This is a genomic window from Thauera phenolivorans (genome assembly GCF_001696715.1).
In the GTDB taxonomy this organism is placed as follows: domain Bacteria; phylum Pseudomonadota; class Gammaproteobacteria; order Burkholderiales; family Rhodocyclaceae; genus Thauera; species Thauera phenolivorans.
This window is the reverse complement of sequence record NZ_MBFM01000004.1, coordinates 119179-133641: the sequence shown is the minus strand read 5'-3', so window position 1 is coordinate 133641 and position 14463 is coordinate 119179. Positions and strand designations below refer to the sequence as shown.

Genomic DNA, 14463 nt, shown 5'->3' with positions numbered 1-14463 from the left:
AGCCGCCGCGCGGCCTGCCCGGCAAAGCGCCGGAGGGTCGCGAGTCGGCCCACGTCGGCGAGGCTTGCATCACGAGGCATGTCGTGAAGTGGGGGCATTGATCGGAGCCCGGCAGTCGGGAAGCTGTCGCGATTTTCGCCGAGAAAGCGGCACAGCCTTTCGAAGCGGCCCGCCACGACGCGGTCCGGCTGGCTTGCGCCGGCGCGAAGCATCTCGAAGTTGTGGGAGAGGATCGTGAAGCAGGGGTGATTGCGGTCGGCTGAATTCTCGATCGCATGGCAAAGCTCGGCAACGCCACAGGCGCCGATCTGCGCATGGCGGAGGCTCCCCCATCCATCGCGAAATACCGTCATTGGCAGCAGTTTCAGCCCGTCTCGCTCGCGCGGGAAGTAGAAATCACCTTCTGCGCGAACGTCCTCGCCGGAATACGGATAGAGCATGTTGAGGCTGGAATCGACGTCGAGGCCGCATGCCTTGACGGCAGTCAGGGTGTCGGCGTTCGCAGCGAAACTGCCGGCCCGAAACGCGGTGATCTCACGGTTACCCGCCTCGGCAAGCAGCGCGAGGCCGCGCCGCATCAGCGCCGTCTGTTCCTCGCGAGAGTAGTGGATCAGGTGCTGGCGCTTGAAGGGCTTGTCGGGGAACACTTGCGGACGGATCTCGTCGGTCCATTCCGGGTGAAGGTGCATCTGCACTTCCTGGCCCGCTTCGCGAATGAGGGCGGTGAGCTCCGCGAGATGTTCGACGCCGAAGCGCGCGGCGAAGAGCGGCTCGACGAAGAAAACCCCATGCAGACCGTGGCGGTTGAGGATCTCCAGCGTCTTGGGCAGGGCGTAATCACCTGCGTGGGAACGGCCATACACATAGCGGGCAAAGGCGGCTGGAAAGCGCTCGTCGAGCGCATTCCAGTCGTTGCACCAGATCTCGATGTCGAAGGTCAGGAACACATTCATCGGCGGACGCTCGGACTGTTGGCCTGCTTCAGCTCGTTCACCAGGTTGGTGACGGCGGGCAGGATCACGCCGAAACAGCTCCGATAGTAGTCACGCGAGAGCTTCTCTGGATCGTGAATGTGATAACGGATCGGGCGCGCCCAGTGGCCAAGCAATGCGATCTGCTCCTGCGGGATTCCGCGGTTCGCCAACCGGTGGGCGTGACGCAGCTCCATCACCAGCAGGAGGTCGTCGCTTCTCGGCCCGTATTTGCTGATGTCGGTGGCCGCATGTCCCTCAAGCGAAACCCCGAATTCACGTCCGACCTCTTGCGCCATCTGCGTGGCGGGCGCGCCGGTCGTTGTCGACAGACCGAGCGAGATGCATTCCACCGGCTCGCGCGCCGCCACTGCGTGTGCGAATGCGCTGCGATTGATGTTGCCCAGGCACACGAACACGAGTCGCCCCACGCGTTCCGGGGCGATGCTCCGAAAACGATCGTGCGGACCGGCGACGCCCTCGAATTGGCCCAGCAGGTAGCGTACCCAGCCGCGGTGCGTGCCGTGATTGGTTTCGATCAAGCGAACCAGGCGCCGAAAATTGAGCATCACCGCTTTTCCCCCCGCGTGGAAGCGATCGCCCTCAGCCCGCGCCGAACGATCCGCCCCGGGATCGCCCCGAGGAAACGTCCCGCGGAGACCAGCGACGGTCCCCCGTCGTGAAGATCGAGATAGACGCCTTTCACCCTCGCCGCCATGATCTGTCCAGGTGCATTGCGCAGTAGCCAGAGCAGAGCGGCAGGATCGCGGTCACCGTTGATCCAGAGGTGGGTCCGGCGCTGCGTTGTCGGGGGCAAGTGCCGACCCGCCATGGCCGCGTATTCGATCAGTGTCAGATCGACCCCGTTCGCCGCGCACAGCCCGGCCCAGAAGTCGGTGCGCCCCACCGTGGGCTCGATCACCCAGTATTTGCCCGCGGGGTCGCGCTTGAGCTCCAGCGAAGCAGGGCCGGACAGCTCGAGCCCCTCGAAAAACCGGCAAGCGAGGGCGTGGACTTCGTCGTCGGGCTCGGATACCGCGATCGTGGTGTGCCCCATCGGCCGCGAGCGCAGCTTCCGGCCCTCGAAGCGGGCCAGCACTCGGCCATGGTCGAGGTAGAGCGCTCCGAAGCGGATCGCCGAGTCGTTGCCGGGAATGAACTCCTGCACCACGAGCGGCATGCTGCCTTCCATCCGCCGGCGTGCCCCCATGAATGCGTCGATCGAGGCGGATACTTGAGTTTTGAACGCGGACACCGGGCGCGTGGGTTTGGCGATCACCGGAAACGCGAGGTCGGCCAGTGCGCGGGGTGCATCGTCGAACCGGGTCAGAAGCACCGAGGTCGGGTAGTCGAGCCCGACCTCCCGGCAGCGTGCCTCGATGCGGTCCTTGGCCAGCAAGGGCAGCAGCGCAGTCGCCGCGTGGCCCCAACTCAGCCTGAAGTGGCGAGACACGAGCGCCGCATGGCGACCGACGATCTCGACCATCTTGTCATTGGTGAGCAGCAGCACACCATCCTGGGCCTCAGGCGTGTCAGAGGCCAGCTTGACGAGTGCATCGATGAGGCCTTCGCCGTTTATGTCGGGCACAATACGCACTTCGGCGCAGCGGGTGCGTACGCCAGGCAAGGCCAGATTCGCCTCGAGGGCGAGCACAGGCACGCCTGCCCGATGCAGACTGCGTACCATGCCGACCCCGTGGGCGCAAAGGCCTACGACGATGGCAACTGGAGAATGAGGCGTGTTGAGCATGCTGTCTGGTTGCAGTAGAGAATGGTGAACTTGCGCATATTCTGTCACGAGCTGCGCAGTTACACTTGCATGCATTATGCGAAACAGGGAGTAGATCTTGGATATCCATGCAGAAGTGCTGTCCGTGCTGGACGAAATCCTCGGCCTGCAAGGGCGTTCCGCCGGCATGACCGCCGACTCGCCGCTGCTCGGCGCCTTGCCCGAACTCGACTCGATGGCCGTGGTCGGTGTCATCGGCGCGCTCGAGGAGCGCTTCGAGATCTTCTTCGACGACGACGAAATCGACGGGCAGACCTTCGCCACCGTCGGAACGCTGGTCGATGCGATCAAGGCCAAGGTCTCCTGAGGCGTACGTGTCGACCACGCTCGAAGCCTTTCATCTCCACACCGCGCGCGGTTTCCGTTTCTGCGTCCTGCGCGGGCCGGCTGACGGGGCCGCGCCTCGCGGCACCATCGTGCATGTCCACGCCTTCGCCGAGGAGATGAACAAGTCGCGCCGCATGGTGGCGCTGGCCGCCGAGGCTTGGGCGCGCGAAGGTTGGCGCGTACTGCAGCTCGACCTCGGCGGCTGCGGCGACAGCGAGGGCGAGTTCGCCACCGCGACCTGGGAGGGCTGGCTGCAGGACGTCCGCGACGCGTACGACTGGGCCACCGCGCAGGCGGGCGGGCCGGTCTGGCTGTGGGGCTTGCGGCTTGGCGCCCTGCTGGCGTGCGAGGCCTCCGCCAGGTTGCGGCTCGATTGCGGGCTCCTGCTCTGGCAACCCGTCACCAGCGGCAAGCAGCACCTGCAGCAGTTCCTGCGGCTGCTGAAGGCGGCCCAGATGGTCGGCAAGGCAGGCAGTGCCAGCGAGAGGGACTCGTCGCCGCCGCAGCGTCTGGCGCGCGGGGAGACGATCGAGGTCGCTGGCTACGAGATCTCCCCCGCGCTGGCCAGGGGCATGGAGGCAGCGCGCGTCGAGGCCCTGCACGCGCCGCAGGGTGTGCACTGGTTCCAGCTCACCGCCGCGGGTGCGTCCACGAATACGCCCGCACTCGACCGCATCAAGGCCGATTGCCTCGTGCATGGCGTGGATCTGCGGGCGCATGTCGTGTTCGGCCCCGCCTTCTGGCAGACGCAGGAGATCGAGGTGGCGGACGAGTTGCTGGCGAAGTCCAGGCTCGCCCTGCAGGGCGACGAAGCGGTGATCGCATGAGCGAGCGGCCTCTGGTGTTCTCCTGCGACGGCGATGCGCTGGTCGGCGTCCTGAACGTGCCGGAGCGGGCCCAGCGGCTCGGCGTGCTGGTCGTGGTCGGTGGCCCACAGTATCGCGCCGGGAGCCATCGCCAGTTCGTATCGCTGGCCCGCGCCCTCGCGGCGGCGGGGTTCGCCTGCCTGCGCTTCGATTATCGCGGAATGGGCGACAGCGCCGCCCCACAGCGCAGCTTCGATGCGGTCGATGACGACATCCGGGCCGCGATCGACACCTTGATGAAGGCCGTACCCGACCTCGACGGCGTGGTGATCTGGGGGCTGTGCGACGGCGCGTCGGCGGCCTTCATCCACGCGCCCACCGACCCCCGGGTGCAGGGCATCGTCGCCCTCAACCCCTGGGTGAGGACGGAAGCTTCGCTCGCTGCGGCGAGGATCAATCACTACTACAAGGGGCAGGTGCTGTCGCTCGGCTTCTGGAAGCGGATGCTCGCGGGCGAGGTGGCGATCCGGCGCTCGCTCGCCGGCCTGGCGGGCGCCGTGAAGAAGCGGCTTTACGCCCGGCATGGACGCCAGGACGGTGCGCCCGCAACACGCTCGTTCATCGACCGCATGGGACAAGGTTGGGAGCGGATGAGAGGGCGGACGCTGGTGATCCTCAGTGGTAACGATCTCACCGCGCGCGAGTTTGCCGATTTCTGCCGGACGCATCCGCTTTGGCGCGAGGCGATGCACGCGGGGCCCGATTTCGTCGAAGTCCCGAATGCCGACCACACCTTCTCCCGTCGTGAATGGAAGCACGCTGTCGAGCGGGTAACGGTCGACTGGCTGCGCGAGCGTACGTCATCATCAGCGCCGAGTGTCCATCGGGCGTTACCGTGAAAAATCTGGGTTCGAAGGTTGCCGCGGGAGCGGCGTGGATGGTCGGGCTGAGGTTGCTGCAGCGAAGCCTGGGCCTGATCAGCACCGCCGTCCTGGCCCGGCTGCTGGTGCCTGCCGATTTCGGCCTGATCGCGATGGCGCTTTCCGTAGCGGCGCTGGTGGAACTCATCACGATTCTCGGGTTCGATCTCGCGCTGATTCGCAAGCAGAATGCGACGCGCGAGCATTTCGATACAGCGTGGACGCTCGGGCTTGCGTTCAAGTCCGTCGCAGCCCTCGTGATTGTCGCCGGCGCCCCTCATGTGGCCGCCTTCTACGACGAGCCTCGGCTCACCGAGGTGATGTACGTCTACGCCTCGATTGCCTTCATCAGTGGGCTCGAGAACATTGGGGTGGTGGCATTCCGGAAGGAACTCGAATTCAATCTGGAATTTCGCTTCCAGCTCTTGAAGAAGCTTCTGGCGGTAGGCGGCACGGTTGCGCTGGCGGTCTACTTTCGCAGCTACTGGGCGCTCGCACTCGGAACGCTGCTTTCTCAGGTCATCGGCGTTGGATTGAGTTATGCGATGCATTCGTATCGTCCGCGCTTCTGTGTCAGCGCTTGGCGCGAGATGCTCGGATTCTCATCCTGGCTCGTCTTCAATAACTTCACCATCTACGCGCGAGACAGGGGGGCGGACTTCGTGATCGGCCGCTTCCTCGGCCCACAGCCGCTGGGGGCCTATCGCGTTTCGAACGACATCGCATCGCTGCCGACGACGGAGCTCTACGGTCCGATCATGCGGGCTGTGTTTCCAGGTTTCTCAAAGCTCTTGGATGATCGGCCTGCCCTTCGGAACGCATACGTCGCCTCTCAGGGGGCGGTGACCGCGGTGACGCTACCTGCCGCAATTGGTGTGGTCCTTCTCGCTGAGCTGATCGTTCAAATATTGCTGGGGCCAGGCTGGGAGGCCGCCGCTCCCTTGATCCAGATCCTCGGTGTGTACGGTGCGACTAAGATCTTTCACGGAAACCGGCACACGCTGTTCATGGCACTCGGACGTCCTTATTGGGTTGGCATCATGACCACGCTCGAGCTTGCAATCATGTATCCATTCTTGATCTACTGGCTGACCAACGGCCATGGCATCGAGATGGCGGCGTGGGCGAGAGTGCTTGGATCCGTCCTCACGCTTCCTGCGGGAGTCCGGCTGGTCAGCCGCGCCTTGGGCCTCGGGCGCTTCGAGCTGATGAAGGTCATGTGGCGTCCGCTGCTGTCTACCGTGGCGATGTCGCTCGTTGTCGTCTCCGTGCTGGGCGCGCTGCCGGAAAGCGACTCGGCGCTGGTTGCGTTTGGAGTTCTGCTGGTTTCCGCCGTTGCGGGTGCGCTTGCCTACCTTCTCGCGATGCTAGGTGCGTGGCTGATGGCTGGCAGGCCGCATGGGGTCGAGTTGCGCTTCTTGCGACATCCGAAGGTCAGGACGCACCTGCCATCGAGTTGGCTGAGGGACAGAGCGTGACGGGCGACAGCGCTGGGGCAGTGTTCTTGGAGGTTGAAACTCGATGATGCTTGCAAGGCTGAGAACGATTGGATCGGGGTTCACCGAAGAGGAATACGATCTCTACAAGTTTGCCGATCTCGATGATCCGCACGATGCAACGCGCTTTCTATCGAATCGGGCTAACCACCTGGTCTTTCGACCGAAGGTCAATAGCAGCGCCCAGAAACACCTGCTTGAGGACAAGTGGGTCAGCGAACTCTACTTTTCGAAACTGGGTCTTCCGGTACCGGGGAGCTACGGGCTCTTTCATCCGGCCTGCGGAATGACGTCGCATGGCGCGCCGCTCAACGCGGCCGATGACCTGCTTCGCGCGATCCCTGTCGTTCCCGAGCAGAAGCTCGTGTTCAAACCGAGGGGTGGCCGGCAGGGGCACAACATCATCGTCGCCCGAGTAGCGCGCGAGGGGGGCGATCGCGCGAGCGTGATGACGTCGAACGGGCAGATGACCCTGACCGAGTTCATCGCGTCGCTCCCCCGCGACGCCTTCAGCGATTATGACGGCGGATATTACGGTTGGCTGATCCAGCCCTATATCGAGCAGCATCAATTCATGCTCGAATTGAATCCCCATACGGTGAACACGTTCCGGGTGATCACGTTTGTGGGCGCCGAAGGTGACTGCAAGGTCCACCTTGCAGCCTTGCGTCTCGGACGCAAGGGCAGTTCCGCTGACAATTGGGACAAGGGTGGATTGTCGGTCGGTGTCGATGTTCAGAGGCTCTGTGCCGTTTCCAGTGGAAATTGACTTCTCAACAAACATGACGATCGGTGGTACAACCGCCCGAACCTGACGCCGACCTTGCGCCCGATGAACACCCAGATCGAAGCCCTCTTCACCACCGCACTTGGCCTGCAGCCGCCCTGGCACGTCGCCAAGGTCGAGCTCAACATAGCCAAGCGGCGGATCGACTTCGAGGTCGAGCACACCGGCGGCCGTGCAACGTGTCCGGCGTGTGGGGCCGAGCACCAGCTGATCCACGATCGGGTGCGGCGCAGCTGGCGTCACCTGGATTTCTTTCAGTTCGAAGCGTGGCTGCATGCCGAGATCCCGCGCGTGCAGTGCAACGGCTGCGGCAAGACCACGCAGCTGCCGGTGCCGTGGGCGCGTGAGGGGAGCGGCTTTACCCTGCTGTTCGAGGCGCTGAGCCTGTCGCTGTGCCAAGAGATGCCGGTGCGCCAGGCAGCCAACCAGTTGCGGGTTGCCCCGAAGCGCCTGTGGCGCCGCGTGCGCCATTACGTCGAGGTGGCCCGCGCCAAGGACGACATGTCGGGCGTCCGTTACGTTGGCATCGACGAGACCAGCGTCAAGCGCGGGCACGCGTACATCACCGTCGTGCATGACCTTGAAGCCAAGCGCCTGCTGTTTGCCACTCCCGGCCGCGATCACGGCACGTTGCAGGCCTTTGCCCAGGACATGCGTGCGCACGGCGGCGATCCGCTGGCCATTGAGCACGCCTGTATCGACATGAGCGCGGCCTACGCCAAGGGAATCGGCCAGTCGCTGCCCCATGCCCGGATCAGCTACGACCGCTTTCATGTCGTGGCGCTGGCCAACGCGGCGATGGACGAGGTGCGTCGCGAAGAGGTGCGTAGCTCGGCGGCAGCGGTGCGCGAAGCGGTCGGCGCACAGAGCAAGAAGACGCTGCGTCAGCTGCTGTGGGGGATGCGCAAGAACCCGGTGAGCTGGACCCGTGCCCAGTTCGAGGCGATGCACTGGCTGCAACGCTCGAATCTGAAGAGCGCGCGCGCCTGGCGCCTGAAGCAGGCACTGCGGCTGGTCTATCGCGATGCAGCCGCGAGCAACAGCGAGGAGATCGCACAAGGTGCCATGAACAAATGGCTGAGCTGGGCGCGCCGCAGCCGCCTCGAGCCTTTCAAGCGGCTGGCCCTCACCCTGAAGGCGCACCTCGGCGGCGTCGTGCGCGGCATGCTCGACGGACGCAGCAACGCCTACGTCGAAGCGATGAACGGCCTGCTCCAACAGACGAAGACCGCCGCCCGAGGCTTCCGCAACATCGAGAACTTCATCGCCATGGCCTACCTGCGCATGTCCAAGCTCAAGCATCTACCGCAGAACCCCCTGGTGCCGGCCGTCGCCCGCGACTACGGGCGCTACCGTCATGTTTGTTGAGAAGTCAATTTCCACTGGAAACGGCATAGAGCCCAAACGCTTGGCGGTGACTCTGCTTTAGGGCTTCGGGCGAGAGCTTGCGGGCGTCGATCTTGTGCGTGCCAGAATTACATAGAAGCCTATTTGATTTCCGGATTAGTCGTAATATTTTACGGAATCGTCCGAATTACTTTTTTGATTGAGGGCGTTTTGTGATAGTTATTCAGGGTGTGTGCGGGTCGATGCCGTTGGATGATGCATTTGGACTTTTGAATGGCGCCGATATTACGCTTTATCAAGCGGTTGGATGGTCTGTGCGAATAAAGTGTGACAAGAGTCACTTGATTGTCGCTTCCGACGAAGCGCTGGTCGTTGGTGATCGAAGTTCTACCTTTTCGAGTGAAAATCCCCTATTGAGGAACGGCGCCTTTCTCGTATTTGAGGATTGGGGGGGCGGGACTCTCAAGGTTACGACAGATCGATTAGCCACAATTCCTCTCTACTATGTTGCCAAGAATGGGGTGGTGTTCTTTTCCAGCCGCTTGGTTGACTTAGTTAGAGTCGCAGGTGGCGCAGTCAGTGGCCTCGGCGCTCTGCAGTGGGCATTGTTGGGGCAACCTTTGGAGGCCGTGACGCCAGTTAGGGACGTTGCCCTAGTGCCACCCGCTACCATTGGCATTTTTACACCTCAGGGCTACGTGCCCCAGCGCGAGTACTGGTGCGCTTGGGTGAACGAAAAAAATGACGGCGTACTCGGAGATTATTTGGACGACGGTATTGCTGTGCTCGAATACGCACATCGACGTGCGTTAGAGGACGTTAGTTTGGATGCTGTCTACGCGCTCCCCGTCACAGGCGGGCTGGATTCTCGGTGCAATCTCGCAATTCACCCGGAACTTATTGATAAATCAGTATTGTTTCATACAGATGATCTTGGTAACTTCGAGCTGCCAATTGCCCGAGACATTGCGAGGTACTTAGGTGGAGACCTCCACATATTCAAGGCCGCGGACTGGATGGACAATGTAACCGAGATTGACCTATCGATCGAGACCGGGGAATTCAACGCAGCGCACTGGCGGTTGGTTGGCAGTGCGCAGCGTCTTGCGGCAGACTATGGCTGTACAACCACCGTTGATGGGTTCTTTCAGGACTTCCTGTTTAAGGCGAGTTTCTTAACCCAGATTGAGCCGGGGAGGATTTTTGAAAAGAGTCTAAACTCAGCGCTGTACCGGGCCAAGCTGCTGGATGTCGACGTGAGTTCCCCTGGTTTTAGAGAGATGGTCGAGTCACTAAGTGAGTCAATCTTTACAGCTTCTAATGGATTGGCGGCAAGTCAGAAATATTACATGAGAAATAGATCTAGGAGGCTCGTTTACAACATAGTTCGCCTCAATCAGAATTTTCTGGACGTTCGCACTCCAGGAATCGACAATGATCTCATGGAATTCGGTCTGAATTTACCTTGGAATCTGCGTTCGAACGCTTTTTTTTATAAGAATATGATTAGCCGCCTAGATTCAGGGCTGGCGCGGATTAGATACGACAAGTCGGGACTTCCGTTGCTGGCAAGACGAGAAAAATCGTTTAGTCGTCGTTTTAAGACCTACTTCTTGCGAAATTTGAATCATATTATTCCGAATCGTACATTCATGTTAGATACGGAGACGAGTTTTGGTCGGGCATTTCGGAAGAGCCCGGAGTTTCGGAGTCGCGTTGGAGAATTTGTGGATCGCTCCGAATGGTGTGAGGAGGTTTTCGGGCGAGCAGTTATCGAACGATTGGAGTCACAGCGCAGAAGGGGACGGCCGGTTGAAGATGTTGTAGGCGTTTTGGTCACTCTGGCCGCTTTAGAGTTGCAGGGAAACCGTAAAGCGTAAGCGTCATCCCAGCACCGTCTTGAGCGCGGCATCTTGAGCGGCGAAGGTGTCCACCATTTTTGAGGGTGGACACCATGGGGATTAAGAAGGCGTCGGGAACGGTCAGGCGCGGGCCGTACATTCGGCGCTCGCCCGAGCTCAAACAAGCGATTGTCGCGGCCTGCCAGGCGCCGGGAGCTTCGGTGGCAGCGGTCGCCCTGGCCCACGGGGTCAATGCGAACCTCGTGCGCAAATGGATAGCGAAGTCGCAAGCGAAGCCGGCGGTGGCGCCGGCGATGAGGTGGTTACCGGTAGAACTGCAAGAAGAGCGTGCAGTGGCGGCCGAGGCTGAATGCCACGCAGCAGCCGTCGCTGCGGCCGCAGGCCGGATCGAGATCGAGTTGCCCGGCGCGCGGGTTCGGGTGCACGGCACCGTGGACCGGGCCGTGCTCAATTGCGTGCTGGCGAGCCTGGCGCGGTGATCGGCCCGGCTGCGGGCACCCGCATCTGGGTGGCCTGCGGCGTCACCGACATGCGGCGCGGTTTCGACGGTCTGGCCGCGCTGGTGCAGACTCAACTTCAGGCTAATCCGTTCTCGGGTCAGATCTTCGTATTCCGGGGGCGTCGCGGCGATCGGGTGAAGCTGCTGTGGTGGGACGGCGACGGGCTGTGCCTGCTGGCCAAACGGCTCGAAGCCGGCAAGTTCGTCTGGCCGCAGGCAAGCGACGGCGCGGTGTCGCTGACGGCGGCGCAGCTGTCGATGCTGCTCGAGGGGATCGACTGGCGAAGGCCTGTACGAACGGCGCCCAATCGCGCGGCTTAGCGGCCGATAGATGTTCTTTGGCGTCATTTGCCGACATCCAGTCGGTATAATGACGCCATGCCCTGCGCCACCGCTCCCGCCCCTGACGAAGTTGCCGCCCTGCGGGCGAAGGTCAGCGAGCAGGCCGCCGAGATCTCCCACCTGAAGCTCGTCATCGCCAAGCTGCGCCGGATGCAGTTCGGCCGCCGCTCCGAGCAGATGAACGAGATGCTCGGGCAACTCGAGCTCTCGCTCGAGGAACTCGAGACCTTGCGGGCTGAACGCGGCGAGGCGCCAGTCGATGACGAGCCCGGCACCGAGCGCAAGAAGCCCGAACCCCGCAAGCCGTTGCCCGAGCACTTGCCGCGCGAGACCCAGGAACCCGGGGTTCGACACTTCACCCCGATTTTCGCCCCTTTTCGGAAAGTGCCTCCAGCACCGGCGCGGGTTTGAAGGCCGCGACCGCAAAAGTGCTGTGGTGGCACGTTTGTAACAGACTCCCCCAAGATTGACGAGGCTTTGTAGGTGGTTCAAGTGGCGGCATCATGCACGTCAAGCTCACCACCTCTGGAGGTCGCCGCTACGTCCAACTCGTCGAGTCCTATCGCGACGAAGCCGGACGGGTAAAGAAGCGCACCGTCGCCACGCTCGGCCGCGCCGAGCAGGTCGATGGGTCTCTCGACGCGGTGATCAATGGCCTGCTGAAGATCACCGGCCGCGAACCGATGGGCGCCAAGCCGCCAGCACCCACGGTGTCGTTCGAGTCCGCGCGCGCGCTCGGTAACGTGTGGGCGCTGCCGAACTTTGGAAGTCGCTCGGCTTCTCCGGGCTGCGCCGGGTGTTCCGGCGCACGCGCCGCACCGTAAGCGCTCCACGAACCCCATCCTTACGTAGCCCTGGGTGAGCCCGCATGCTTCGGCTTCCGTTTTCCGGGGAGCACGAGCATGTCGGAGCGCAGCACGTTTTGGTTGTCGCACCTGTCGGCGATCGAGGCCGAGGGCATCACCACGAAGGCCTACGCCGAGCGCGAGGGCCTGTCGCCGCAAGCGCTTTACCAATGGCGTAAGCGCCTGGTGGCCGGCGGTCGCCGCAGCCGCGCCAAGCTTGGCGGATTCGTTCCGATCCAGATCGAGCCTTCGATGACGGCCCGCACGGGCTGCACGGTAATGATCGGCGCACAGCTGCGGCTCGAGTGCGCGACGCTGCCCGGCGTCGACTGGCTGGCCGCGCTGTCGGCGGCGCTCTCGGAGCGGAGGCGCTGATGCATCCGGGGCACACCATCGGCGCGGTGTATCTGTACCGGCCGGCGATCGACTTCCGCAAATCCATCGGCGGGCTGTCGGCGCTGGTCGAGCAGGAACTGGGGCTAAACCCGTTCGGCGACGCGCTGTACCTGTTCATCAACCGCCGCCGCGACAAGCTCAAGGCGCTGTACTGGCACCGCAACGGCTTCTGCCTCTGGTACAAGCGACTCGAAGCCGAGCGCTTCGCCTGGCCGGCGGCCGAGGCGGGCCAGCCCACCTGCACGCTGACGATGAAGGAGCTTGAGTGGCTGCTCGAAGGCTTCGATCTGTGGGCGGCTAAACCGCATAAAACGCTGCATTACCAATCAGTTACGTAGCATGATCGGGTATAATTCCGGCATGCCGCAACGTACCGCCGTCCCTCGCTCGAACCCCGCCGTCGGCGTGTGCGCATCCGTCCTCCCCGAGCAGTTGCCCGACGATCCAGCGGCGCTCAAAGCTTTGCTGCTGGCACAGCAGCAGGCGTTCGAGGCACGTGAAGCCGAACGGCAGGCAGCCTTTGATGCCCGCGAGGCGGAACTGCAAAAGGCCTTCGAGGCGCGCATCCTCGAGATCTACGAGCAACTACGCCTGGCGCGTCGGCGCATGTTCGGGCCCAGCAGCGAATCGCACGCGGGCCAGGGCTGGCTCTTCGACGAGGCCGAAGCGCTGGCCGCATCCGCACCCGAGGCGGACGACACCGCGACTCTGCCGCCCCCGGCCACCGAGCCGTCTGGCCAGACCCCGGCCGACGCCGGCAAGAAGAAGGCGCGCGGCAAGCGCAAGCCCTTGCCCATCGAGCTGCCGCGCATCGACGTCATCCATGACGTCCCCGAGGCCGAGCGCACCTGCGCCTGCGGCACGCCCATGGTCGAGATCGGCCAGGACGTCAGCGAACAGCTCGATATCGTGCCGATGCAGGTGCGCGTGCTGCGCCACATCAAGAAGCGCTACGGCTGTCCCAAGGGCGACCAGGCGCCCGTCAGCGCCCGCGCCCCGGCGCAGGTGCTACCCAAGAGCAACGCGAGCAACGACCTGCTGGCGATGCTGCTCGTCACCAAGTACGTCGATGGGCTGCCGCTGGCGCGTTTCGAGTACGTGCTCGCCCGCGCAGGCGTGCTCGTGCCGCGCCAGACCCTGGCGCGCTGGGTGATCGGCACCGCACGGGCACTGCAGCCGGTCGCCAACCTGATGCGCGATGTGCTGCTCGGGCACGACGTCATCCACATGGACGAAACCCCGGTCCAGGTGCTCAAGGAGCCTGGCCGGGCGGCGACCAGCAAGAGCCAGATGTGGGTGCAGCGCGGTGGCCCGCCGGGTAGGCCGGTGATTCTCTTCGAGTACGATCCGAGCCGCGCGCAGGCGGTGCCCTTGCGCCTGCTCGAAGGCTGGAAGGGGCATCTGATGGCCGACGGGCTCGAGAGCTACGGCGCCATTGCCTTCACCGAAGGGGTGACCCGGCTCGGTTGCTGGGTCCATGCACGCCGTCGTTTCGTCGATGCCGGCAAGGTGCTGCCCGAAGGCAAGCGTGGTCGCGCCCACGAGGCGCTGGCCCTGATCGGCAAGCTCTACGCCATCGAGAAGGAGGCGCGCGAACTGAACGACGCCGAGCGTCTGGCGCTACGCCAGAGCCGAAGCCGTGCCGTCATCGGTGAGCTTCGCGGTTGGCTCGATCAGGTGCTCCCCACCGTGCCGCCCACCTCGATACTCGGCGGTGCCCTAGGCTACCTGCATCGGCAGTGGCCGCGACTGACGCGCTACCTCGAGCGCGGCGACCTGCCGATCGACAACAACCCGGCCGAAAACGCCATCCGACCCTTCGTCGTTGGGAGGAAGGCGTGGCTCTTCTCGGACACCCAGGCCGGCGCGCGTGCCAGCGCGCTCATCTACTCGCTGATCGAGACCGCCAAGGCCAACAACGTCGAGCCGTACCTGTGGCTGCGCCACGTACTGCGCGCCTTGCCTACCGCGACCACCGTCGAACACTTCGAGGCCCTCCTGCCCTGGAGTCTCAAGGCTGAGCAGTTGATCACAGCGTAGCGAGCCCCGGAAGGATGGGGTTCGTGGAGCGCTTAC

At 63.4% G+C, this 14463-nt stretch carries 16 protein-coding genes and 1 pseudogene; 14 read left to right on the top strand and 3 right to left on the bottom strand.

The features are described 5' to 3' along the window. The 3 genes from BB334_RS10520 to BB334_RS10510 form a co-directional block, all read right to left on the bottom strand. The coding region (locus tag BB334_RS10520) for a polysaccharide deacetylase family protein (RefSeq protein WP_198531227.1) at positions 1-947 on the bottom strand (947 nt) is incomplete at its 3' end. Positions 948-949: 2 nt separating this feature from the next. Beyond that, the gene (locus BB334_RS10515) at positions 950-1540 is read right to left on the bottom strand and encodes an arsenate-mycothiol transferase ArsC (RefSeq protein ID WP_068808272.1); all 591 of its coding nucleotides are present in this window, start codon (positions 1538-1540) and stop codon (positions 950-952) included. After that, positions 1540-2721 carry a carboxylate--amine ligase gene (locus BB334_RS10510; RefSeq protein WP_068808266.1) on the bottom strand — a complete coding sequence of 394 codons (1182 nt, stop codon included), beginning with the start codon at positions 2719-2721 and terminating at the stop codon, positions 1540-1542. Before BB334_RS10510 ends, BB334_RS10515 begins: the two co-directional genes overlap by 1 nt. 97 nt (positions 2722-2818) lie before the next feature. On the opposite strand from BB334_RS10510, the gene BB334_RS10505 reads away from it, so the two are divergent. From BB334_RS10505 to tnpC, 14 genes and pseudogenes are all read left to right on the top strand, one after another. Then, positions 2819-3067, top strand: coding sequence for an acyl carrier protein (locus BB334_RS10505; protein WP_068808263.1), 249 nt, complete (start codon positions 2819-2821; stop codon positions 3065-3067). Between the two features lie 7 nt (positions 3068-3074). Continuing rightward, positions 3075-3914 (top strand): hydrolase 2, exosortase A system-associated, encoded by an 840-nt coding sequence (locus BB334_RS10500; protein WP_158014399.1) that lies wholly within the window; start codon positions 3075-3077, stop codon positions 3912-3914. Next, the gene (locus tag BB334_RS10495) at positions 3911-4792 is read left to right on the top strand and encodes a hydrolase 1, exosortase A system-associated (RefSeq protein WP_068808257.1); all 882 of its coding nucleotides are present in this window, start codon (positions 3911-3913) and stop codon (positions 4790-4792) included. The genes BB334_RS10500 and BB334_RS10495 overlap by 4 nt, the downstream gene beginning before the upstream one ends. After that, the gene (locus tag BB334_RS10490) at positions 4789-6291 is read left to right on the top strand and encodes a lipopolysaccharide biosynthesis protein (protein WP_158014398.1); all 1503 of its coding nucleotides are present in this window, start codon (positions 4789-4791) and stop codon (positions 6289-6291) included. Before BB334_RS10495 ends, BB334_RS10490 begins: the two co-directional genes overlap by 4 nt. Before the next feature lie 43 nt (positions 6292-6334). Next, positions 6335-7078 carry a sugar-transfer associated ATP-grasp domain-containing protein gene (locus BB334_RS10485; protein WP_068808252.1) on the top strand — a complete coding sequence of 248 codons (744 nt, stop codon included), beginning with the start codon at positions 6335-6337 and terminating at the stop codon, positions 7076-7078. A 63-nt stretch (positions 7079-7141) separates the two neighbouring features. Beyond that, complete coding sequence (locus BB334_RS10480) at positions 7142-8464, top strand: ISL3 family transposase (RefSeq protein ID WP_068803159.1); 1323 nt, start codon at positions 7142-7144, stop codon at positions 8462-8464. Positions 8465-8655: 191 nt separating this feature from the next. Next, complete coding sequence (locus tag BB334_RS18200; protein WP_158014397.1) at positions 8656-10323, top strand: asparagine synthetase B family protein; 1668 nt, start codon at positions 8656-8658, stop codon at positions 10321-10323. Positions 10324-10397: 74 nt separating this feature from the next. Beyond that, positions 10398-10784 carry an IS66-like element accessory protein TnpA gene (gene tnpA / locus BB334_RS10475; RefSeq protein ID WP_068808249.1) on the top strand — a complete coding sequence of 129 codons (387 nt, stop codon included), beginning with the start codon at positions 10398-10400 and terminating at the stop codon, positions 10782-10784. Further along, on the top strand, positions 10781-11125 hold the full coding sequence (gene tnpB / locus BB334_RS10470; RefSeq protein ID WP_068808246.1) for an IS66 family insertion sequence element accessory protein TnpB: 345 nt from the start codon (positions 10781-10783) through the stop codon (positions 11123-11125). The genes tnpA (BB334_RS10475) and tnpB (BB334_RS10470) overlap by 4 nt, the downstream gene beginning before the upstream one ends. A 57-nt stretch (positions 11126-11182) precedes the next feature. Further along, complete coding sequence (locus BB334_RS10465; RefSeq protein WP_068808243.1) at positions 11183-11557, top strand: IS66 family transposase; 375 nt, start codon at positions 11183-11185, stop codon at positions 11555-11557. Between the two features lie 92 nt (positions 11558-11649). Further along, a pseudogene (locus tag BB334_RS10460) lies at positions 11650-11966 on the top strand (IS1634 family transposase); the annotation flags it as partial. Positions 11967-12048: 82 nt separating this feature from the next. Continuing rightward, a complete protein-coding gene (tnpA, locus tag BB334_RS10455; protein WP_068804612.1) occupies positions 12049-12366 on the top strand; it encodes an IS66 family insertion sequence element accessory protein TnpA in 318 nt (105 codons plus the stop codon). Continuing rightward, on the top strand, positions 12366-12725 hold the full coding sequence (tnpB, locus tag BB334_RS10450; protein ID WP_068804609.1) for an IS66 family insertion sequence element accessory protein TnpB: 360 nt from the start codon (positions 12366-12368) through the stop codon (positions 12723-12725). The genes tnpA (BB334_RS10455) and tnpB (BB334_RS10450) overlap by 1 nt, the downstream gene beginning before the upstream one ends. Before the next feature lie 22 nt (positions 12726-12747). Next, the gene (gene tnpC, locus BB334_RS10445) at positions 12748-14427 is read left to right on the top strand and encodes an IS66 family transposase (RefSeq protein ID WP_068806079.1); all 1680 of its coding nucleotides are present in this window, start codon (positions 12748-12750) and stop codon (positions 14425-14427) included. Positions 14428-14463 lie beyond the last annotated feature (36 nt).